The sequence below is a fragment of the Litorilituus sediminis genome (genome assembly GCF_004295665.1).
Classification (GTDB): domain Bacteria; phylum Pseudomonadota; class Gammaproteobacteria; order Enterobacterales; family Alteromonadaceae; genus Colwellia; species Colwellia sediminis.
Genome location: NZ_CP034759.1, coordinates 2,502,335 through 2,523,374, shown reverse-complemented (window position 1 = coordinate 2,523,374; position 21,040 = coordinate 2,502,335). Strand labels below are relative to the sequence as shown.

The 21,040-nt window shown below is 39.3% G+C and carries 20 protein-coding genes; 13 read left to right on the top strand and 7 right to left on the bottom strand.

Annotated elements, in window-relative coordinates:
* Position 1 precedes the first annotated feature (1 nt).
* The 6 genes from EMK97_RS11290 (at position 2) to glmS (ending at position 6,326) form a co-directional block, all read left to right on the top strand.
* Positions 2 to 424, top strand: coding sequence for a F0F1 ATP synthase subunit epsilon (locus tag EMK97_RS11290; protein WP_130602238.1), 423 nt, complete (start codon positions 2 to 4; stop codon positions 422 to 424).
* A 236-nt stretch (positions 425 to 660) separates the two neighbouring features.
* Positions 661 to 1,272, top strand: a complete 612-nt coding sequence (locus EMK97_RS11285; RefSeq protein WP_130602236.1) for a chemotaxis protein — start codon at positions 661 to 663, stop codon at positions 1,270 to 1,272.
* Between the two features lie 21 nt (positions 1,273 to 1,293).
* The gene (locus EMK97_RS11280) at positions 1,294 to 2,031 is read left to right on the top strand and encodes an oxygen-binding di-iron domain-containing protein (RefSeq protein ID WP_130602234.1); all 738 of its coding nucleotides are present in this window, start codon (positions 1,294 to 1,296) and stop codon (positions 2,029 to 2,031) included.
* 63 nt (positions 2,032 to 2,094) lie between these two features.
* Positions 2,095 to 3,459 (top strand): bifunctional UDP-N-acetylglucosamine diphosphorylase/glucosamine-1-phosphate N-acetyltransferase GlmU, encoded by a 1,365-nt coding sequence (gene glmU, locus EMK97_RS11275; protein WP_130602232.1) that lies wholly within the window; start codon positions 2,095 to 2,097, stop codon positions 3,457 to 3,459.
* A 211-nt stretch (positions 3,460 to 3,670) separates the two neighbouring features.
* Complete coding sequence (locus tag EMK97_RS11270) at positions 3,671 to 4,429, top strand: DeoR/GlpR family DNA-binding transcription regulator (RefSeq protein ID WP_130602230.1); 759 nt, start codon at positions 3,671 to 3,673, stop codon at positions 4,427 to 4,429.
* Positions 4,430 to 4,493: 64 nt separating this feature from the next.
* On the top strand, positions 4,494 to 6,326 hold the full coding sequence (gene glmS / locus EMK97_RS11265; protein WP_130602228.1) for a glutamine--fructose-6-phosphate transaminase (isomerizing): 1,833 nt from the start codon (positions 4,494 to 4,496) through the stop codon (positions 6,324 to 6,326).
* A gap of 79 nt (positions 6,327 to 6,405) precedes the next feature.
* Here glmS and EMK97_RS11260 read toward each other — a convergent pair whose 3' ends face one another.
* A complete protein-coding gene (locus tag EMK97_RS11260) occupies positions 6,406 to 7,176 on the bottom strand; it encodes a hypothetical protein (protein WP_130602226.1) in 771 nt (256 codons plus the stop codon).
* Positions 7,177 to 7,313: 137 nt separating this feature from the next.
* Between EMK97_RS11260 and EMK97_RS11255 the strand changes: the two genes are divergently transcribed.
* Both EMK97_RS11255 and EMK97_RS11250 read left to right on the top strand, forming a co-directional pair.
* Entirely contained in the window at positions 7,314 to 8,963 is a 1,650-nt protein-coding gene (locus EMK97_RS11255) for an alpha/beta hydrolase (RefSeq protein ID WP_130602224.1), read from the top strand.
* An 82-nt stretch (positions 8,964 to 9,045) separates the two neighbouring features.
* Complete coding sequence (locus EMK97_RS11250; protein WP_130602222.1) at positions 9,046 to 9,993, top strand: universal stress protein; 948 nt, start codon at positions 9,046 to 9,048, stop codon at positions 9,991 to 9,993.
* A gap of 118 nt (positions 9,994 to 10,111) precedes the next feature.
* Here EMK97_RS11250 and EMK97_RS11245 read toward each other — a convergent pair whose 3' ends face one another.
* From EMK97_RS11245 to EMK97_RS11230, 4 genes are all read right to left on the bottom strand, one after another.
* On the bottom strand, positions 10,112 to 11,011 hold the full coding sequence (locus EMK97_RS11245; protein WP_130602220.1) for a prenyltransferase: 900 nt from the start codon (positions 11,009 to 11,011) through the stop codon (positions 10,112 to 10,114).
* Positions 11,012 to 11,211: 200 nt separating this feature from the next.
* A complete protein-coding gene (locus EMK97_RS11240) occupies positions 11,212 to 11,487 on the bottom strand; it encodes an HU family DNA-binding protein (protein WP_130602218.1) in 276 nt (91 codons plus the stop codon).
* Positions 11,488 to 11,630: 143 nt separating this feature from the next.
* Positions 11,631 to 12,824, bottom strand: a complete 1,194-nt coding sequence (locus tag EMK97_RS11235; protein WP_130602216.1) for a BamA/TamA family outer membrane protein — start codon at positions 12,822 to 12,824, stop codon at positions 11,631 to 11,633.
* A gap of 111 nt (positions 12,825 to 12,935) precedes the next feature.
* A complete protein-coding gene (locus EMK97_RS11230; RefSeq protein WP_130602214.1) occupies positions 12,936 to 13,232 on the bottom strand; it encodes a hypothetical protein in 297 nt (98 codons plus the stop codon).
* A gap of 179 nt (positions 13,233 to 13,411) precedes the next feature.
* Here EMK97_RS11230 and EMK97_RS11225 point away from each other — a divergent pair, with 179 nt between their 5' ends.
* The 4 genes from EMK97_RS11225 to EMK97_RS11210 all read left to right on the top strand — a co-directional run bounded on the left by EMK97_RS11225 (position 13,412) and on the right by EMK97_RS11210 (position 18,194).
* Positions 13,412 to 14,191: a SapC family protein gene (locus EMK97_RS11225; protein WP_130602212.1), complete on the top strand. Its 780-nt coding sequence runs from the start codon at positions 13,412 to 13,414 to the stop codon at positions 14,189 to 14,191.
* A gap of 119 nt (positions 14,192 to 14,310) precedes the next feature.
* Entirely contained in the window at positions 14,311 to 15,861 is a 1,551-nt protein-coding gene (locus EMK97_RS11220) for a hypothetical protein (RefSeq protein WP_130602210.1), read from the top strand.
* Positions 15,862 to 15,933: 72 nt separating this feature from the next.
* Complete coding sequence (locus EMK97_RS11215; protein WP_130602208.1) at positions 15,934 to 16,560, top strand: YjaG family protein; 627 nt, start codon at positions 15,934 to 15,936, stop codon at positions 16,558 to 16,560.
* A gap of 68 nt (positions 16,561 to 16,628) precedes the next feature.
* A complete protein-coding gene (locus tag EMK97_RS11210; protein WP_246028770.1) occupies positions 16,629 to 18,194 on the top strand; it encodes a serine hydrolase in 1,566 nt (521 codons plus the stop codon).
* On the opposite strand, the gene EMK97_RS11205 is transcribed toward EMK97_RS11210, so the two are convergent.
* Positions 18,195 to 18,941, bottom strand: coding sequence for an MBL fold metallo-hydrolase (locus EMK97_RS11205; protein ID WP_130602206.1), 747 nt, complete (start codon positions 18,939 to 18,941; stop codon positions 18,195 to 18,197).
* Positions 18,942 to 18,946: 5 nt separating this feature from the next.
* Complete coding sequence (gene rsmD / locus EMK97_RS11200; protein ID WP_130602204.1) at positions 18,947 to 19,543, bottom strand: 16S rRNA (guanine(966)-N(2))-methyltransferase RsmD; 597 nt, start codon at positions 19,541 to 19,543, stop codon at positions 18,947 to 18,949.
* A 130-nt stretch (positions 19,544 to 19,673) separates the two neighbouring features.
* On the opposite strand from rsmD, the gene ftsY reads away from it, so the two are divergent.
* Positions 19,674 to 20,951 carry a signal recognition particle-docking protein FtsY gene (gene ftsY, locus EMK97_RS11195; protein ID WP_246028769.1) on the top strand — a complete coding sequence of 426 codons (1,278 nt, stop codon included), beginning with the start codon at positions 19,674 to 19,676 and terminating at the stop codon, positions 20,949 to 20,951.
* Positions 20,952 to 21,040: the final 89 nt, after the last annotated feature.

Genomic DNA, 21,040 nt, shown 5'->3' with positions numbered 1-21,040 from the left:
AATGGCATTATTAACTGTAAATCTTAATGTAGTAAGTGCTGAAGAAAGCTTATTTTCTGGCAGCATTAAATCATTACAGATCACAGGTAGTGAAGGTGAATTAGGTATTATGCCTGGTCACGCACCTTTACTGACCTCACTAAAACCTGGTATGGCACTTATCACCAAGAAAGATGGTAGCGAAGAAGTTATTTACCTTTCAGGTGGTATGCTAGAAGTTCAACCGAACAATGTAACTGTGTTAGCTGATGTGGCAACACGTGCAGATGATTTAGATGAACAAGCAGCAATTGAAGCGAAGAAGCGTGCAGAAGAAAACATTAGTGCAAACAGTGCTGATGTAGACTATGCAGAAGTTGCAGCTGAATTGGCACGTGCAATAGCGCAATTACGTGTTATTCAAGCGGGTAAGAAAAAAGTTTAGTACTTCCTTAGGGGATTAACTAAATAAACACTAAGTTTTAGTGACTAATTGATTAAACGAGTATTACTTTGGTGATACTCGTTTTTTTATGGCTAAAATTTATCATTTAAAAATCTTGATCTAGATCAAAGTTTGCTTAGCTACTAAGACATTCAAATAAAACTCTGCTATCAAAACTACCATTGCGTTAATCCCCGTCTATAGTTAATAGATATGTCTTTAATTCAATATATTACATGTCTGATTTATCGCAAAATTACTTTGTCTCAGTGGCAGAAATTGCCGCTAAACTTGACCAAGCCACACAAATTGCACAGCAGCTATCGTTAACCGCTAGTAATGCTAGGGCTGTGGCTTTACGTGCAGGGGAGAAAGCAGCAGGTTTTCGACCGTTAACAGATTTTATTGATCGCCTGGCAGATATCACCATACGTTCGTCAAAACGCATCAATAAGTTAGCGGCCATATTAAGCCAAACTTCCGCAGAAAAGGTACGTGCTGATGGTGCCATGAAGCACTTTAATTCGGTATATATACTGGCAAAGGATTCACCTTTTATCAATAGCCTAGATAAAGTTTATTTACGCTGTAAATCTGCGCAGCAATCCTTAGATAATACTTATAAAAAGCAAATAGACCAACTTAGCGACGAGCTTAGTGAATTAAGTAATGAGCTTCGTAATGCGGTGATTTTGGCAACGCTATCGCGAGTAGAGGCGTCACAAGCAGGCTCAGAGTATCAAGATGCGTTAGTGAATGTTGCTGATAATGTTGAAGGTGCTGCAGGTAAAATTAAAGATCATATTAATTACTCCCAACAGATGGTTGCTGAACTGGACGAATACTAATAATAAAGGAAGCTCATAGTAATGAAAACTCAAAAGCTATTTGAAAGCCCTAGCCATACCTGGCTAATGTTTGGTAGAGATGAAGATAAACCAAATGAAATTATCGATACTAATCAGTATATGGTGGTGAGTAAAAATAATTCTTTGTTGATGGATCCCGGTGGTATTGAGTTGTTTTCCGCTATGCTGGCTGCTGTGATTAAACAGGTGCCCGCTGATAAAATCACCCATTTATTCGCCTCACATCAAGATCCTGACATTATTTCGTCACTTGGTCTTTGGGATCAGGCATTACCTTCAGCAACCCTTCATTCACCTTGGCTTTGGGAAAGCTTTATTCGCCACTTTGGCATGAATAATATTAAATATTCTGCAATACCTGATGAGGGCAACACCTTAAAAATTGACGGCATTTCTTTAGATTTTATACCAGCGCATTATTTACATTCTTCGGGTAACTTTAATGTTTACGATGGCGAAGCAAAAATTTTGATGTCTGGGGATATAGGTGCAGCATTAGAGCCAGTAGATGCCCCCTTGTATGTAGATGACTTTGATGAGCATATTGGCAAGATGAAAATGTTCCATCAGCGCTGGATGCCTTCAAATGATGCGAAAAATGACTGGGTAAGACGAGTTCGTAAGTTAGATGTTGAGCTGATGTGTCCACAACATGGCAGAATTTTTAAGGGTGATAATGTTAAGCGCTTTTTGGATTGGTTTGAAAATTTAGAAGTTGGTGTTTTACATAAAACTTAGCGTTGGTATTTATGCTGAGGCGAGATAGAATAGGCAAAAATTCAATCTTAGTTTAGGATAACTATGTCTCTTTCTGTTGTCATTCTTGCTGCGGGTAAAGGTACTCGTATGCGCTCCTCTTTACCTAAAGTTCTTCATCCAGTAGCAGAAAAGCCCATGGTAGGGCATGTTATTGATAGTGCGCGTCAATTAGGTGCAGAGAATATTTACCTGGTTTATGGTTTTGGTGGTGAAGTATTAAAACAACAAATTCAAGGTGATGATTTAACTTTTGTTGAACAAGCAGAACAGCTTGGTACCGGTCATGCTGTTGATCAAGCAAGCCCTTACCTTAAAGATGATGAAAATGTGTTAGTGCTATATGGCGATGTGCCACTAACTAAAGTTTCAACTTTAGAAAATTTACTTGCCGCTAAACCTGAACAAGGTATGGCATTACTTACGGTTCATTTAGCCAATCCTACTGGCTATGGCCGTATTGTTCGTAGTGAAGCAAATAATGTTGTTGGTATTGTTGAGCAAAAAGATGCTAACCCTGAGCAATTAGCCATTAATGAAGCTAACACAGGTATATTATTAGCCAATGGCGGTGATCTTAAGCGTTGGTTATCTGGTTTATCTAATGACAATGCTCAAGGCGAGTATTACTTAACCGATATTATCGCTATGGCTCATCAAGAAGGTAAAACTATAGCAACAGCACACCCAGAAACTGAAATTGAAGTGGAAGGGGCGAATAATCGTGTGCAATTGGCAGCATTAGAGCGAGCTTATCAAGCCAGAATTGCAGAAGAGTTAATGATAGCCGGTGCAAGCTTACGTGATCCAGCACGTATTGATGTCCGCGGTAAGTTAGCTGTTGGTAGTGAAGTTAGTATTGATATTAACTGCATCTTCGAGGGCAATGTAAGTTTAGCCGATGGCGTTTCAATTGGGGCTAACTGTATTATTAAAAATACCACTATAGGTGAAAATGTAGTAATTAAGCCTAATAGTGTTATTGAAGACTCTGTAATCGAAGCTGAGTGTTCGGTTGGTCCATTTGCGCGCATCAGACCTGATACTTTAATGAAGCGTGATTCACATATAGGTAACTTTGTTGAAACTAAAAAAACCACCCTTGGTGAAGGTACAAAAGCAGGGCACTTAACTTATTTAGGCAATAGTGATATTGGCAGTAAAGTTAATATTGGTGCTGGTACTATTACTTGTAATTATGACGGTGTTAATAAATCAACGACGACTATAGGTGATAACGCCTTTATTGGCTCTAATAGTTCGTTAGTTGCCCCTGTTACTGTGGGCAAATTAGCCACTGTTGGCGCAGGCTCGGTGATCAGTAAAGATGTTGCTGATGAAGAGTTAGCAATTGCCCGCGGTAAGCAACGTAATCTCGCTGGCTGGCAAAGGCCAACTAAAAAAAGCTAGCTTAAGATGTTTTAATACTTGCCAACATTATCTGAAAAGCACCTAAGGGTGCTTTTTTTGTAACCTAAGATTGACCAAATGGTTAGACAAATTGTAGTAATTTTACCAACCTTATTGCATTGGCTTTCGAAATGAAACATAATGTCGCTCAAATCGAAATAAAACAAACTGTTTCGAAACTATAACTAACAAAATAAAAGTTAATTTAGTCATGCCAAAAAGAAATACACAGCAAAGACGTCACAATATAATTGCTGATCTCAATGTTACTGGGGAAGTCAGCGTTGAAAGCTTAGCAAAGCAGTTTGACACTTCTGAGGTCACTATTCGTAAAGATCTGGCAGCATTAGAAAATAGCGGTTTATTACTAAGGCGCTATGGTGGTGCCGTTGCATTACCTAATGAAATTACTGAAATAAAAGCAGATAAACTTTCAGAGCAAAAGCGTGCTATTGCCAAGCAAGCGGCTTTGTTAATTAGAGATCATAATCGAATTATTATTGATAGCGGGCAAACAACCGCGGCATTGGTGAGTGAACTCGCAAGTAAAAAAGGTTTAGTGGTTATGACTAATGCCTTAAGTATCGCTAATGAAATTCATGCCTTAGAAAGCGAGCCGACCTTGTTAATGACAGGCGGTACATGGGATGCTAACTCTGAAGCGTTTCAGGGTCAGGTAGCTGAACAAGTATTACGCTCGTATGATTTTGATCAGCTATTTATTGGTGCAGATGGTATTGATATAAATCGCGGTACTACCACGTTTAACGAGTTAATTGGCTTAAGTCGTGTCATGGCGGAAGTGGCTAGAGAAGTTATAGTTATGGTTGAATCAGACAAAATAGCTAAGAAGATCCCTAACCTGGAATTATCTTGGCAGCAAATACATACTTTAATTACTGATGATGGCTTATCTGAAGAAGCGCGCAAGGCATTAAAAGAGCAAGGTATTAATTTAATTATTGCCTAGCGCAACATAGCGTGAAACCCCAGATAACCGTGTAACGTAGAGAATATAAAAAGGAATAGAAATTATGTGTGGCATTGTTGGTGCAGTAGCACAACGTGATGTAGCAGACATTTTGGTTGAAGGTCTTAAACGACTGGAATATAGAGGCTATGATTCAGCAGGTGTAGCTATTGTTGGTCATGATGATAGCCTAAACAGAGTAAGACGCTTAGGTAAAGTACAAGAACTAGCTGATGCATTAAAATCAGAGCCATTGGCTGGTGGTACAGGTATTGCTCATACTCGTTGGGCAACGCATGGTGCACCAAGTGAATCAAATGCGCACCCGCATACCTCTAATGAAACTATTGCTGTAGTTCACAATGGTATTATTGAAAATCACAATGAATTGCGAGAAAAACTGCAGCAGTTTGATTATCAGTTTACTTCTGAAACTGATACCGAAGTAATTACTCACTTAGTACATCATGAATTAAAAACAGCAAGCTCGTTAATGGAAGCTGTGCAAAAAACCGTAAAGCAACTTGAGGGTGCTTACGGTACCGTCGTTATGGATACTCGTGATAAAGAACGTGTTGTTGTCGCTCGCTCAGGTAGTCCGTTAGTGATTGGTTACGGTTTAGGTGAAAACTTTATTGCTTCAGACTTAATGGCTTTATTACCAGTAACACGTAAATTTTCTTACTTAGAAGAGGGTGATGTTGCTGAAATAACCCGTTTTGATGTCACTATTGTTGATAAAGATGGCAACTCAGTAGAGCGTGAAGCGAAAGAGTCAGAAGTAAGTCATGATGCCGGCGATAAAGGTGAATATCGTCACTACATGCTTAAAGAAACATATGAGCAACCTACCGCTATTCGTAACACACTAGAAGGGCGTCTATCTGGTAGTCAGCTAAACGTTGATACTTTCGGTGCTGGCGCAGATGAAATATTCAAAGAAATAGAGCATGTGCAAATTATTGCTTGTGGTACTAGTTATCACTCAGGCATGGTCGCTCGTTACTGGCTTGAAGCGCATGCAGGTGTTTCATGTAACATTGAAATTGCCAGTGAATTTAGATATCGCAAATCTCATGTGCCAAAAAATGCTTTATTAGTGACTATTTCACAGTCAGGTGAAACGGCGGATACTTTAGCGGCGCTGCGCCTAGCAAAAGATTTAGGTTATAAAGCCAGCCTTACCATTTGTAATGTAGCGGGTTCTTCATTAGTACGAGAGTCTGATCTTGCCTTTATGACTAAAGCAGGCGCAGAAATTGGTGTTGCATCAACCAAAGCCTTTACCACGCAGCTGGTTGGCTTGTTGATGATGACCTTGGCATTAGGTAAGCATAATGGTATGAGCGAAGCAAAACAGGCAGAAATTGCTCACTCAATTTTAACCTTACCAAATAAGCTTGAAGAAGTATTAGCGCTAGCTGCTCCAATAGAAGCCTTAGCTGAAGATTTTGCTGATAAGCACCATGCCTTATTCTTAGGTCGCGGTGATCAATATCCTATTGCGATGGAAGGTGCGCTTAAGTTAAAAGAAATCTCATATATTCATGCTGAAGCCTATGCAGCAGGTGAATTAAAGCATGGTCCATTAGCGTTAATTGATGCGGAAATGCCAGTTATTGTCGTTGCGCCACAAAATGATTTAATTGAAAAGTTAAAATCAAATGTAGAAGAGGTGAGAGCACGCGGTGGCTTAATGTATGTATTTGCCGATAGCAAAGCTAACTTTGCTAGCGATGAAACCATGAAGGTGATTGATGTGCCTTTATGTGACGATATTATAGCGCCAATTGTTTACACCTTGCCGTTACAGTTATTGTCTTACTATGTTGCCATTATCAAGGGCACTGACGTTGACCAACCACGTAACTTAGCTAAGAGTGTTACGGTTGAGTAGAAAGCCTCTATTTTAAGTGAAAGCAGCCTTTTTAGGCTGCTTTTTTGTTGCTGTTTGATGTACTTATGAGAAATTTACTTTAGTTTGGCTTATCTAAAGTAATGTAACCATTCAGAGTATCGCCATTATCGTGCTTAAAGGTTAGTTCTAACTTTATTTGATTATTTTCCAGCTGGCTAATGCGATAGCTGCCTTGCGACACGACTTCATTGTTACTTGGTGGCGTATGAATAGTAATATTTTCTTTGCCATTTAAGTTACCTCCTGTGCCGGATAAATCTAAATTGGAAATAATTAGGCTAGGCTCAGAGCAACTGCCATATTGCTCGGCATCACATTGCTCAGCATAAAGGGAAGTACTTTGGCTGATTTTATTGCCCCAATTAATTTCGCGAGTATGCGATTGCACAAAAGACCAAGGCTTGCCAGCAAGTATGCCGGTAAGTGGCTGCGCTTGAAAATCATAACAATATTGTTTTAATGGCTTACTATTTTTCATAGCTTTGAACTCACCTTTCATCGTTGCCATTAAGTCAACTTTATAGCCATCATGGGTATCAACCACTATGGTTGGCACAATCAGATCTGCATAGCAAAAGCGTGAATATTTTACGTTAACGCCTTCTGGTACATCTTCTAATACTTCAAAAGTATTTAAGGTCATAGAGAAGCCAGAGTCAGGCGCAAACATCTCGGCATTTTTAGGATTCTTTAAAATGGCCTTTAACGTGTTAACATCTTTGTTTTGCATGGCGGTAAAATATTGTTTTACTAAGGTTTGCTTAGCAGATTCACCACAGCCTGTTAGTAATGTGGTTAAGGCGAGTGTTGTTATTAGGGTTTTGTTCATCTCAATATCCCTTGAAGGTGAAAGTTACTCTTTTACCTTAGGCATGAATAAATTGTCGAATATTATTTCGTTTAGATTGTTTCATAATATTTCGGTTACCTACCTTTTTGAGCTTTAACGATAAATTTAGAGTGCTTATGAGTTATAAGAACAGATTAGTGAATTATTACACCTCTATGTCCTATCTTGGCATAGTGCTGGCGGTGGTGTTTTTTTCGGTATCACTATCTCCGTCACTACTTCCTAGGCCGTTATTGCTTCAAGGTGTTCTCTCCGGTTTGCTGCTAGCGTTAGGTTATAGCTTAGGGGCTGCGGTTAAATGGTTGTGGAATTACCTACATTTGCCTTTGCTTAGCAATAAAGTTCAGACACCATTGAAACTACTAGTGACGCTTTTGAGCGCTGTGCTTTTTGTTTACTCAATCTACTATTCAACGCAGTGGCATAATGACTTACGACAGTTAATGGCGTTGCCTGCCACAGGTTATATGCCACACCTCTATATGACCTTGCTCTCTTTAAGTTTAGCTTTGTTATTACTTTTGCTTGCTAAGGCAATTATAGGCTTATTTATTCGGGTAAAGAGCAAGCTAAAAACTGCAATTCCTCAGCGTGTGGCTAATGTGTTGAGTTTTGCTTTAGTGGCTTTGATAGTCTTTTTATTTACCAACAAAGTTATTGTTAGCAAAGTTGTTAGTGTTATTGATGATACCTATGCGCTACTAGATGAAAACATTGGCTCTGACTTGCTTGCGCCAATGCGTAGTAGTGCAACAGGCAGTGAAAATTCGTTAATTTCATGGTCGACATTAGGTAAAGCAGGGCAAGAGTTTATCAATTTTGCGCCAACAAAGCAGGCGATAGAGAAGTTTCACCAAGCACAGAGTAAGCAGCCATTGCGTGTTTATGTCGGGTTAAGAGCAAAAGACACTGTTGAGCAACGGGCGGAATTGGCGCTACAAGAATTAATTCGTGTTAATGCTTTTAAGCGTTCGAAACTGGTAATAGCTACGCCAACAGGTACAGGCTGGCTAGACCCGTTTGCTATGGATACGCTGGAATATATTCACCAAGGTGATACTGCCATTGTTGCCATGCAATATTCATATTTACCTAGCTGGCTTACCTTGTTGGTAGACCCTTCTAGCGCTAGGCAAAGTGCAGCAGCTTTATACAATAAAGTGCATGGCTATTGGGCGAAACTTGATAAAGATAAGCGGCCAGATCTGTATTTATTTGGTTTAAGTTTAGGTGCTTATGGCGCAGAAACCTCAATTAATTTAACGACAGTTATTAATAATCCCATTCAAGGTGGGCTTTTTGTCGGAGCCCCTTTTACCAGCATGTTTTTGCCTTTGCTTACTAAAAATCGAAATCCAAACTCGCCACCTTGGTTACCACAAGTACAAGATGGCTCTATGGTACGTTTTACCGCACAAGAAAATGCCCTGAACAACAGAGATTGGCAGTGGGGGCCAATGCGCTTTGTTTATGTGCAATATGCCAGTGATCCTATTGTATTTTTCTCTACAGATATGTATCGCAAAGAGCCAGACTGGATGAAACAGCCACGAGGGCATGATGTATCTCCAGCGTTTCAATGGCTGCCGCTGATAAGTTTCTTTCAGGTACTGTTTGATTTACCTATGGCAGATAAGGTGCCAAGGGGCAATGGTCACCATTATTCTGCGAGTAGTTATATTGATGGTTGGCTGGCGGTAACAGCACCAAAAAGTTGGCGTAATGAACAAAATAAACAACTGAGCTCACATATGATAAATCAATAACTTAAACTAATTATTGTAATTATAAGTTGAGTTGTTACCCTTAGAGTTATGCTAATGCATGTGCTAAAAAAAAGGAGTAATCATGTTAACTTATAAGAATATACTCTATGTATACAGTGACTCTGTTGATAACCAACAAGGTTTAGAGAAGGCGGTAAAGCTTGCTGTTGCGAGCAATGCCAAGTTAACAGTACTTTTTACCCTCTCAAATGACACTTTGCCTGAGTCTTTAGGCTTTCATCAAGCAGAAATTAATAACTTTATTAGTCAAAAAGAGTATGAGCGCGATCAAGTTTTACTTGCGCTTTCTCATGATATCTCAATCGAAAAAGAAACTATTTTATCTAACTCTTATTTGGATGTGATTGAGAAAATTAAATTACTTAACATAGATTTAGTCATTAAACCTTCAGAAAATGAAGGCTTGTTGAGTAAGTTATTTGGCAGTAATGATATGGGCTTTTTGCGTCAATGCCCTTGCCCGGTATGGTTAGTTAATGCTGAAGATAAAGCCCATAGTAATATTGTTATTGCTGCGGTAGATGTCAGTACTAATCACCCCGATAAAGAAATAGAAATTAGGCACCAACTAAATATGGCGGTGGTTAAATCTGCAGTATCTTTAGCGCAAGCCAAGGGCGCGAGTGTCCATTTAGTTTCAGTTTGGGCGGCTAAATATGAACATACGTTACGCCACTCTGCCTTTTTAAGCAAAAGCCAAGCTGATGTTGAAAGCTATATTAGTGATGCTAAAGCGCTACATGAGCGAAACTTTAGCTTATTAATGGCAGATATTGAGCAAGCGATAGAACAAAAGCTACTAACGTCGGTAAATTTGCAGCAGGTATCTATTAAAGGAAATCCAAGGGAAGCATTGCCAAATTATGCTAAAGAAGTAAATGCTGATTTAGTTGTCATGGGCACAGTAGCACGGGTTGGTATACCGGGGTTATTAATTGGTAACACAGCTGAGAATATTCTTTATCGTTTAAATCAATCGGTATTAGCGCTAAAACCATATGGCTTTTAAGGCTGTTATTGTTCATAAATAAGCCTATAAGTTAGTTTGAGGAATGGCGGGTAATCGCCTGAATGATAAACGCTCTAAGCAGTATTGAACATCTTGCAGCCTTTTAGGTCGTCAACGATTAAGCGAAAAAGAGTGATAGAGCCAATAGTGTAGGCGAGGCAATACTACAAATTACATTGGCGGCTAAATACTTAGGCGCAGAGGCAATATCTCTGTTGAGTCTTATCATGCCATAAAGCACAAAATAACCTAATAGCATAGGTATGATTGCCACTATGCTAGCTAGTGGCAGTATGTTCGTTAGCACAAGGTAGATAAGCGTTAGCTGAGCAAAAATAGTAAATATGCCATAGGCTTTGATGCTGGCGCCAATACCATGCTTTATGGCTAAGTGATTTCGACCGACCTGAGTATCCGCGTCAATATCTGGTATTTGATTCACTAACAGTAAGTTGTTAATCAAAAAGAAGGGGATTAAGCTAATTAACCATATTGATGTGTTTATAGCGCCTGTAATACAAAGATAAGTGCCTGTAACCATGAAAGTGCCAAAGCCTAATCCTGGAGCGATAAGGCATAGCCAGGCCTGTTTATTTATCCATTTTGTGTAAGTGATAACAACGAGTAAGCCAAGTAGTCCTATCGGTAGAATTTTCCAGCCATGTATTGTGATAAAGTAAATGCCAACTATCGCTGTAATAGCAAGGGCAATCAGGCTTGCTTTAAATACCTGCGCAGATAAGTGTGGATGTTGAACCAGTAAACCACTGCCACCGCTAAAGTCAGTTCTTTCGGTCATTAAATCTAAGCCACTGTGAAAGTCTTGATATTCATTTAAGGTGTTTACCGCTATGTGCGCAGTTAACGCACCTACAAGGCAAAGTAAGGCATAAGCGAGTGAATAATGCAGCCCTTGAAATTGCGCAGTCGCAACGGCTAGTAATATGCATACAGGTGTGAGTATCAAAAAGCTGGGTCGCATTGCATGAACAATATTGGCACTTTTAGGCTTTGTCATAAGTAAAACTTAAGTGAGAAACAGTGAGTTAACCATCATAGCAAGAGAAATAATTATGTGAACACTTCACCGTCGCTTATATAAGCAAACTGGCAGGTATTTTTAATCAGAATAATTAAAAGGTAGGGGTTGATAGATTTTAGCTAATAAAAAAGCGCCTTGAGGCGCTAATTTTAAATGGAGAGTTGCCTGGTAACGAATTAAGCGTTACATGCATCTTTTAATGCTTTACCTGCTTTGAAGCTAGGTACTTTAGCTGCAGCGATTTGAATTTCTGCACCTGTTTGTGGGTTACGACCAGTGCGAGCAGCGCGATCTGTTACTTTGTAAGTACCAAAACCAACTAAGGCTACTTCACCGCCATTTGATAATTCTTCAGTGATTGTTTGAATTAAACTATCTAATGCACGACCTGCTGAAGCTTTAGAAATATCAGCGCCTTCAGAGATTTTTGCTACTAATTCACCTTTATTCATTTTTTTATCCTTAATTCAACATTTATTATTATTGCCGACAACATACTAAAAAAGAACGGAGGGCGGATCAATAGTAAAAGAAAAATTGTTGCCTTTACAAGAGAATTATTCACCTGTTTGTCATAATTACGCGAAAAATCTGCCTACCAAGCTGTTCCAGCTTGAATATAAAATACCGTATCCTCAGGTCCTTTGGCGATATCAAAGCCCATATCAAAACCATAGCGACGGGCAATTAAATAGCGAAAGCCTACGCCTTTGGTTATTCTACTTGCGGTGTCAGTTAAGTCAGAAAAGTCGTTGCTTGCTTTGCCTATACCGGCAAAAGCATTAATTTGCCAACGTAAATTGATTTGATAAGCAACTTCAAGCTCAGTGATAGCCACAGCTTTTCCTTGGTAGCGCATTGCTGGTATACCACGCATATCAACATAGGGTGTTGCATAAGGAGGTAAAAATTCTTCTGAATCGGCAAAGTTTACTTCTGCTCTAATAGCTGTGCGCCAGTTTTTATTAAGTTTAAAGTAGTGTAAGGCGGTTAACTCGGTGAGTTGATAGTCAACATCTGAAGCAATTTTGTCATCAAACCACAGGTAGTTTAATTCGTACTTTAACCCTTCATCAGGAGAAAAGAAGTTATCACGAGAGTCGTACTCTAAGGTAAAGCCAATACCTGACGTAGTAATACTGCGTGTTAATAGCTCGGTAAGCGCTTCTTGCCACTCAGGTGGTAAATTAGCAACTAAGTCACCGAGCTTGCTCGGTGAAATTTCAGCATTGATATATCTATGTGTTGGGCCTATGTAAAAGGCGCTATCGGCAATCTTAAACTTGAGGGTTTGCATAATCGCTGTAGCTTTGGTGTTGATTTGTACCGGCTTAGATAAAGAGATATCACCAAAGCCAAAAAAATCGAGGTTAATGTCTCCATAACCACCGCCACCCATATAACGGATGCGGCCTTGCTTAAAAAAGCCCATATGACCACCACCAGCAAAATATGAACCATTGCCCGTATAAGCGCCGATGACAGCAGATACACTCGGCGGCATTAAGTGTTGTGCGGCATTGTCAGAGTTTTGCATTGATTTAAGTCGTTTATCGCGATCTTGTGCACTCTCGTGAAAGAAAAGCCCTGTAACCCCTAAACCACCATCTAACGCGGGATCGGTAATAATGATAGGAACAGGTAAAAAACCGTAGGCGTTTTCTGATAAGTACTGGGAAGCATCAAATTGCCCATCTAATACATCAAAAAATTGTGATGCATTTGTTTGGGGCAAGTAGCTTAAAAGTAGTAGCGTTGCTAATTTTGCTTGAGTAAATAGTGTATTCATAAGTTCCATTGATACGTTATCTGTAATGCTATGGTAAATTTAAGCTGAATATTTACCAGTGTAGAGGGTTTATTAGTTTAGTTAAATAGATCTTTTTAATATTCAAAAAAGCTAGTTGTCTTGATGCTCTGGGTGGAGATCTAGGTAATCACACCAAACACTAAAGTGCTCATGGTTAAAGCGGGAGTCGGTTGCTTTAAACCACTGTGAGGTTTGAAAGGGTTGCAGTTTAAATTTGATTTTATGGCCATCAATGGCAACGTGGCAAAGTAATTTAGCGTTTGTTTCGTTTGAAACTTGCACGCGCGCGTAATTATCAGCACTACGTTGGTGTTTTACTGTTATTTTTGGGGCAGCAAAAGTAGTAAAAGCGATTAACAAAAGCAGGTAACAAGAAAATCTTTTCATTTATTGCCGCTTAAAAGTAGAGTTTTTTGAAATAATTTTAATTTTAGCATTGAAAGCGCTTTTAGTGTCACCATAACTAATACTATCGCAGTAATTAACTCTAATTAGAATTAGCGCTGCTAATAAAAATGACAATATTATAACAACTCGCTATAACGCGCTTTTAAAGAGAAAGAATCATGGCAAACTTTGTTCCAGTAAAAAAAGACCAGCACCAAAACTTAAAACTAGCTAACAAACGTGATTTATCACATGCTGCAGGTCAACACATTGTCCCTATTACCGCGGCTGAGTATGCACAAGCATCAGCTAGTTTCCCAGTAGTTTTTGTTAAAAACCCTGACTCTCCGCGTTTTCGCAGTGTTGCTATGTTAGGTTTGGAAAGTGGTGAGAACTTATTCTTCCAAGATAACAAATGGTCTGCGCTTTCTGTTCCACAAAGTATTGGTATGGTGCCATTTGCCTTAGGTTTAGATCCTGATAAAGAAAATACCTTAACATCATGTATTGATGTAGACAGTGAATTTGTTGGTGAAGATAAAGATTTACCTTTATTTGATGAAGAAGGTAAAGAAACAGAAGTGTTTGTTAACATTCAAAAGTCATTAGGTCGTTTATACGAAAATGAAAAAATGACAGAAAACTTTGTTAAAGAGTTGGAAGAAAACAATTTGCTACATGAGCTTGAATTAAGAATTGATTTAAGTAATGGCGAAAAGAAAAAACTAGTAGGTTTATATACCATTGACGAAGAAAAAGTAAAAACTTTATCTGATGAGAAAGTTGTAGATTTTCATAAGCGTGGTTTATTTGTACCTATTTACGCTATGCTGGGTTCATTAGGTCAAATTAATCGCCTAGTTCAGTTACGCAATCAAGCGTCTGCCACTAAAGTTGTTGGCATTCAGATTGCACCAGTTGCAACTGAAGCGGCGAATGAAGAAGTAGCTGAAAGCTAAAAGTAGCTTAGCTTAATATTTATGAAGGGGCAGATGCCCCTTTTTTGTTACTTTTTGTAAAAAAAGTTGCATTTCTATATTCCTCAGAAAATCTTGTTGTGGTAGTTTAAAGGCAGTAGTTGTTTAAAGAAAATGAGAATAATATGGTCGACAAAAGTAAACTCACCAAGGATGTCGAAGAGCAAATACAAAGTATAGCGAGTGATGTTTATATTCAAATTGAAGATAAACTGACGACATTAATTGCTAATGCTGTCAACACTAGTGCTCCTGCCCAAGCTAGCTCGAATACCGGAGAGCTTGATGCATTGGTGGCCAAGCACCAAACGCAAACACAAGCACTGGAAAGTAAGGCACAGGATTTACAAAACCAAGTACAGCAACTTAGCCAATCTCTTTCTGAACAAAAAGCTGAACTTGAAACAAACAAGCAAAATTTCCAAGTTGAACTAACACAAAACACCATTAATTTTACTGAAACAATTGAAAAACTGGAAAAGCAATTATTAGAAGTAAGTAAGCAAAAGTCTCAAGGTGAGAATCAACTTAAAGAAACCGGCAATCAATTAGAAGATAAGCTGCTTGAAAGTGAGCAGTCACTGAAAGAAAAAATACAAGAAGTTGACGGCCTAAATGGTCGCTTAATGGTATTGACCGAACAAGAGCAGAGTCTATCAAAGCAACTGGCCAGCGCTGAGCAACAGAGAAAGCACCTTGAAGATAAATTCAAAGTTGCCGAACAGCAATGGCAAAAAAATGCCAAAGATCAGGCAGAATCTCTCTCGGCTAAACAAGCTCAGTTTGATGAGTTAGCGCAAAAATTAAATAAAGCCAGTAGTGAGCTAGAGCATATTCAGCAAGAAAACCAGCAGGCGAATGAAAGTAAAGAACAACAGAGCCAGCAAAAAATTAGCCAGTTGACTGAAGAATTGAGTAAAGAGAAATCCGCTAAAACTGAACTTGCTGCACAGTTAGCAAGCAGCAATGCCGCTTTAGAAGCTGAGAAGAAAGCTCAACAAGCACTACAATCAAAAACGCAAGAAAATACTGATAAGTTGACGCAATTGTCAGAGCAATTAAAGCAAGAGCAGTCAAGCAAAGCAGAGTTGCAGCAACAATTATCAAGCGTGCAAAAGTCACATGATACTCAACTTGATCAAGCAAAAACGAATACACAAAAAATAGATGAGCTACAAAAACAAATTACTCAGCTTAATGAAGCGCTTGCTAAAGAAAAGCAGCAGCATTTAGAAGAGAAGAAAGCCAGTTCATTACAAGAAAAGCAAACTAAGCAAGAGCATGAAACGGCCATTCAAAAAGTGACCGAGCTTGAAAAGGCTAATGAGCAATTAGCTAAGCAAGTTGAAACTGAGCAAAGAGATATTAAGCTCTATCAACAAGAGGTTGAAGCACTTAAAGATCAAGTAAAAGTAGCTCAAGAAGGGCAAGAAAACATCTTAAAACGCTTTAATGCCAGTCGAGAAAAGCAAGAGCAAGATAATGATAAAGTAAGAGAAACCATTAAATTCTTACGCGATGAAAATCATGAATTAACTGCGAATGCCGCCGAAGATAAAGCTAAGTATACTGAGCAAATTCAAGAGCTAGAGCATAAGATCACAGAATACCGCTTGAAATTTGAGTACGCACAAAAGCAATTAGCGACTTAATCGCTAAATTCCATTTTATTGCCACAGTTTAGGTATATAATGATTTTTTTCGTTAATTGAGTTGATACCACTGTGGCAATACACCTTCCATTTAGCAAGTTAAGTTATTGGCAGCAAATCGCCTTTTCTGCTGCTTTACTTGAACGCATGCTACCTAATTACCAAATGTTTAGTGAAGCCGCTGACTTTGGTGATAGCCAATTATTGAGAACTCAACTTGATATTATTTGGCAGTGGTTAGCAGATAGCAAGCAGGTAAAAATTAATGCCCAGGCGCAATTAAATAAACTAGAAGAGCAAGTGCCCGATCCTGAAGCATTTGACTTCTTTGGTGTTTTTCCAGCGCTAGATGTCTGTATGGCACAAACCTCATTATGGCAATTAATACAAACTAAGCCTAAGAATAAAAAAGCAGATGTTAATACCGACGATGTTGCTTGTGTTAGTCGTCTGTCACATAACAGTGTTAGTTACTATGTTGAGTTATTGTTATTGCAACAAGCAGAAGAACAACAACAAGAAGTTCCAATAACTCAAACTGATATTGATGCTCATCCATTAATGCAGTGGGAAAAAGACACGCAAAATGAGCTGTTTGACTTCTTAAAATTTGCCGCTGAAAACAAACGTAGTTGTCAGCTGGCAAAAGAAATGGTGTTATCTGAAGGGCTTTCCAATTTAGGTATAGAGATTAACTAGCCTGAGCTCAGAGTGAACTAAATTTATTACCTTATTAATTCAAGAATAAAAAATATAGGATGCTAACTATGAAGTTACCTATTAAAGCGTATGCTTTAGCGTTATTTACTTTACTTTGTTCTAGCCTTGCTTTCGCTAGTACACAGGATGATAAATTAAAGTCTATTGATGCTGCCATCAAGCAGAGCATGTCAACGTTCCAAGTGCCGGGCGTTGCTGTAGCTATTGTTAAAGGCGATAACGTAGTGATGAGCCAAGGCTATGGTGTAATCGAGCATGGTAAGCCAGCAAAAGTGACTGCTGATACTGTTTTTGGTATTGCTTCAAATACTAAAGCAATGACCGCAGCGCTTTTGGCGGGCTTGGTTGATGAAGGTAAGCTGTCATGGACGACTAAGGTGATAGATATTATCCCTGAGTTTCAAATGCCAAGTGCTTACGTTACCCGAGAATTTACCATTATTGACTTACTTGCTCATAACTCAGGTTTGGGCTTAGGTGCTGGCGATTTAATGATTTGGCCGCACACGACATTAACTACGCAAGATATCATTAAAGGGATTAAGTATCTGCCTGAGGTTTCCAGCTTTCGCAGTGAGTTTGCCTACGATAACTTAATGTACATTATTGCTGGTGAGGTGATTGCCAGAGTAACCGGGCAATCATGGCAAGAGGTTATTCAAGCGCAAATATTCACGCCTTTAGGAATGAAGAATACCTCAGCAGCCTATTCTTTAATTGCGAAAGATAATAACAATGTTGCTCGAGCTCATGTGCCATTAGATGGCAAGTTAAATGTTGTTGGCGGTAACTTTTTAGAGAAATTTGCTGCGGCTGGCTCGGTGGCATCGAGCGTTAATGATATGAGCTTATGGTTAAAAGCGCAGTTAAAGCATGGTCAATATGCTGATAATAAGCGTTTGTATTCCAAAGAGCAGTCACTAGCGATGAGAAAAGCGCGTACTTTGTTATCTGTGTCAGAAAAAGCCACAGAGCAAGATAAAACGCATTTTTCAGCCTATGGTTTAGGTTGGTTTTTAAAAGATTATCATGGCGTTAAGCTAGTTCACCACAGTGGTGGTATTTTAGGTATGGTGTCTAAGGTGGTTATTGTGCCTGAAGAAGATTTGGCCATGGTAATCTTAACTAACCAACAATCAGGTTATGCCTTTAATGCGATTTACCACCACATCTTAAATGAATATCTGGAGCTGCCAGCAAAAGATTGGGTGGCTTTTTATGATACTAAACGCCAAGAGCGTATTGAAAAGGAGCAAGCTCGTTTAGCGAAGGCAAAAGCGAAAGTTAATAAAAATTCAGCACACTCGCTGCCGTTACGTGATTACGCACAAGTGTATGCCGATAATTGGTATGGCGACATTGAAATAAGCTACAAGAATAATGCTTTACACATGCAGTTTGGCAATACCCCAGAATTAAAGGGCACTTTAGAGCATTATCAACATAATACCTTTATTGTGCGATGGCATGATCGCACGCTAGAAGCGGATGCTTTTGTTAACTTTAACTTAACGGAAGATGGTGAGATTAACTATGTCACCATGAAAGCAGTGTCCTTAGCGACAGACTTTAGTTTTGACTTTCATGACTTGAAACTAAAACCAAAAAAGTAGCTAACTCAACAATACTTTTTTGAGTTTACTTTTTACCGCGCGCCAATGAGTTATCGGCTTCATTGGCGCGTTTTTTATTAACTGGGTAATATTCTCTTTTGAAAGCTGAACTTCTCCTCCATGCGCTAGCAGTAAGCTTTTCGCATTGAGGTCTGAGATTTTTTGTAGAGAGGCTCTATACCTGTTTGGGTAAAATACTGGGAATGGTGAGATAAAACCTTTCTTAATGGCAATGATGACATCAGCAATGTAAACGCGATTACTTGGCAGATGATGTAAAGAGATATCTCTATCAGTATGCCCCGGGGTGAATAAAACCTGCCAGTCTTCAAAGCCGGGTAAGTTTTGGTTTTCTTTGAGGTAAATGTCTGCTTTTAACTTTCTGGCATACCAAAGCCAATGTTGCTTTTTATTTTTCTTATTGGCGACATATTGTGTGAGTAGTATATCGGAAATGTGCATAAGCACACCATCAACGCCACTATACCAATGACCTTCAGCCTCACCGGTAGCAATTTTACAGCCTGTTATTTTGCGCAGTTTATGGGCAGCACCGGCATGATCTGGATGCATGTGGCTGACAACAACAAGTTTTAGGTCGGTTAATGGTCTTGCTAGCTGCTGGCTAATAAAGTCTTGAATAAATGACACGTCAGCGCGGCAGCAGCCGTCGAGTAATAATAATTTACTTTGGTACTCGACGAGATAAATATCTTGGATATAACCCGGTATGATATGAAGTTTCATCGCAACTAATTAGCGTTAGTTGTTTGATATAAACGGTAGCTTACTTGGCCTGCCGTCTTTTCTTTAAGTAACTGCCAGTTACTTGGCAGCAATGTTTGCTCGCTAAGTTCACTTTCCATTTCAACATAGATCAATGCTTGTTCTGCGAGCCAACCTTGATTAAGTAAATTGGCTGATTTTTCGATTAGGTTTTGTCTAAAAGGCGGATCTAAAAAAACCAGATCAAATTGCTCAGTTGCGGTAGTTAAAAAACTCAGAGCATCGGTATTTGCTACGGTAAGGTTATCAGCTTTAAGTGTTTTTCCATTGGCTTTTAACTGCTGTGCGGCCGGTTTATGTAACTCAACCATAGTGACTTTTTTGGCCCCGCGTGACAGTGCTTCAAAGCCCAAACCACCTGAGCCTGCAAAACAATCTAAACACTTGGCCTCTGGCAAGTAAGGCATTAACCAATTAAACACAGTTTCTTTTACTCTATCTGTAGTTGGTCTTAAGCCATCTGCGAGTAGCACAGGTAATCTTCTGCCACGATGAGTGCCAGCAATAATGCGAATTTGTCCTTTGCCTGAAGATTTACTAGCAGATTTTTTGTGTTTGATCATAGTTATTTGCTCTACAAATACAGTGCTTTGGTTTTTTGCTTTGTTTAGAAGTGATACTATAGCGGCAATTTTATCCATGTTTGGTGATTATACCAATCTAATTAACACAGTATTTACTTAGGTAGCAAAAGTGTCGAAGAAAAAAGGTATGTTTTCCTGGTTAGGTTTTGGCCAGAGTGACAAAGATAGCGAACAAGAAAAAGCGCAGCCACAAGAGCAGGTTGCAACCGAACTGGTGAGTGAGTCAGTAGAAGAAACACGCAGTGTTGAGCAAGAAATTACTACGCCAGAGTCTGATGAAAAGATTGAATCAGCACTAGAACCTGGTGTTGTTGAGTCGCAAAATGACCTGCCAGAGCCAGAGCCAGAGCCAGAGCCAGAGCCAGAGCCAGAGCCAGAGCCAGAGCCAGAGCCAGAGCCAGAGCCAGAGCCAGAGCCAGAGCCAGAGCCAGAGCCAGAGCCAGAGCCAGAGCCAGAAGTCAAAAAAGAGAAAAAAGGTTTCTTTGCTCGCTTAAAAGCCGGTTTAAGTAAAACTCGTGCCAATATCGGCGGCGGTATTTTTGATTTATTCCGCGGTAAACAAATTGATGATGAGTTATTCGAAGAATTAGAGACGCACTTATTGCTTGCCGATGTTGGTGTAGAGACAACGACTAAAATTATCGATTCTTTAACGCAAAGTGCTACCCGTGGTCAGCTAAAAGATGCTGAAGCATTATATGGTTTGCTAAAAGAAGAGCTGAAGAAAGTGATTAGCGATGTCAGCAAGCCGCTAGATATTAACAATGCTAATGGCCCTTACGTTATCTTAATGGTGGGTGTAAACGGTGTTGGTAAAACAACCACCATAGGTAAATTGGCAAAACAGTTCCAAGCTCAAGGTAAATCAGTGATGTTGGCTGCTGGCGATACCTTTAGAGCGGCAGCGGTAGAGCAATTACAAGTGTGGGGTGAACGTAATGAAATCCCAGTTATTGCTCAGCATACAGGTGCAGATAGTGCTTCGGTTATCTTTGATGCCATTAGTGCAGCTAAAGCACGTAATGTGGATGTGTTAATTGCTGATACAGCTGGTCGCTTACAAAACAAAAACCACTTAATGGAAGAGTTGAAAAAAGTAGTTCGCGTAATGAAAAAGCTGGATGAAAATGCTCCGCATGAAGTTATGTTAACTATTGATGCTGGTACAGGGCAAAATGCTTTAAGCCAAACCAAATTATTTGATGAAGCAGTAGGTTTAACAGGTTTAACACTGACTAAGCTTGATGGCACCGCTAAAGGTGGTGTGGTGTTTGCTGTAGCTGATAAGTACGGCATTCCAATTCGCTATTTAGGTGTCGGTGAAGGTATTGATGATTTGCGTCCATTTGATGGCGATGACTTTATTGAAGCGTTATTTGCTAAGTAGTTAAAATAAACGGTTAATAAACTTAGCTAAGTTGTGTTAAGTTATTTGCCAAATAATAATTCGCTTATAAAGAATAATTCACATAAAAG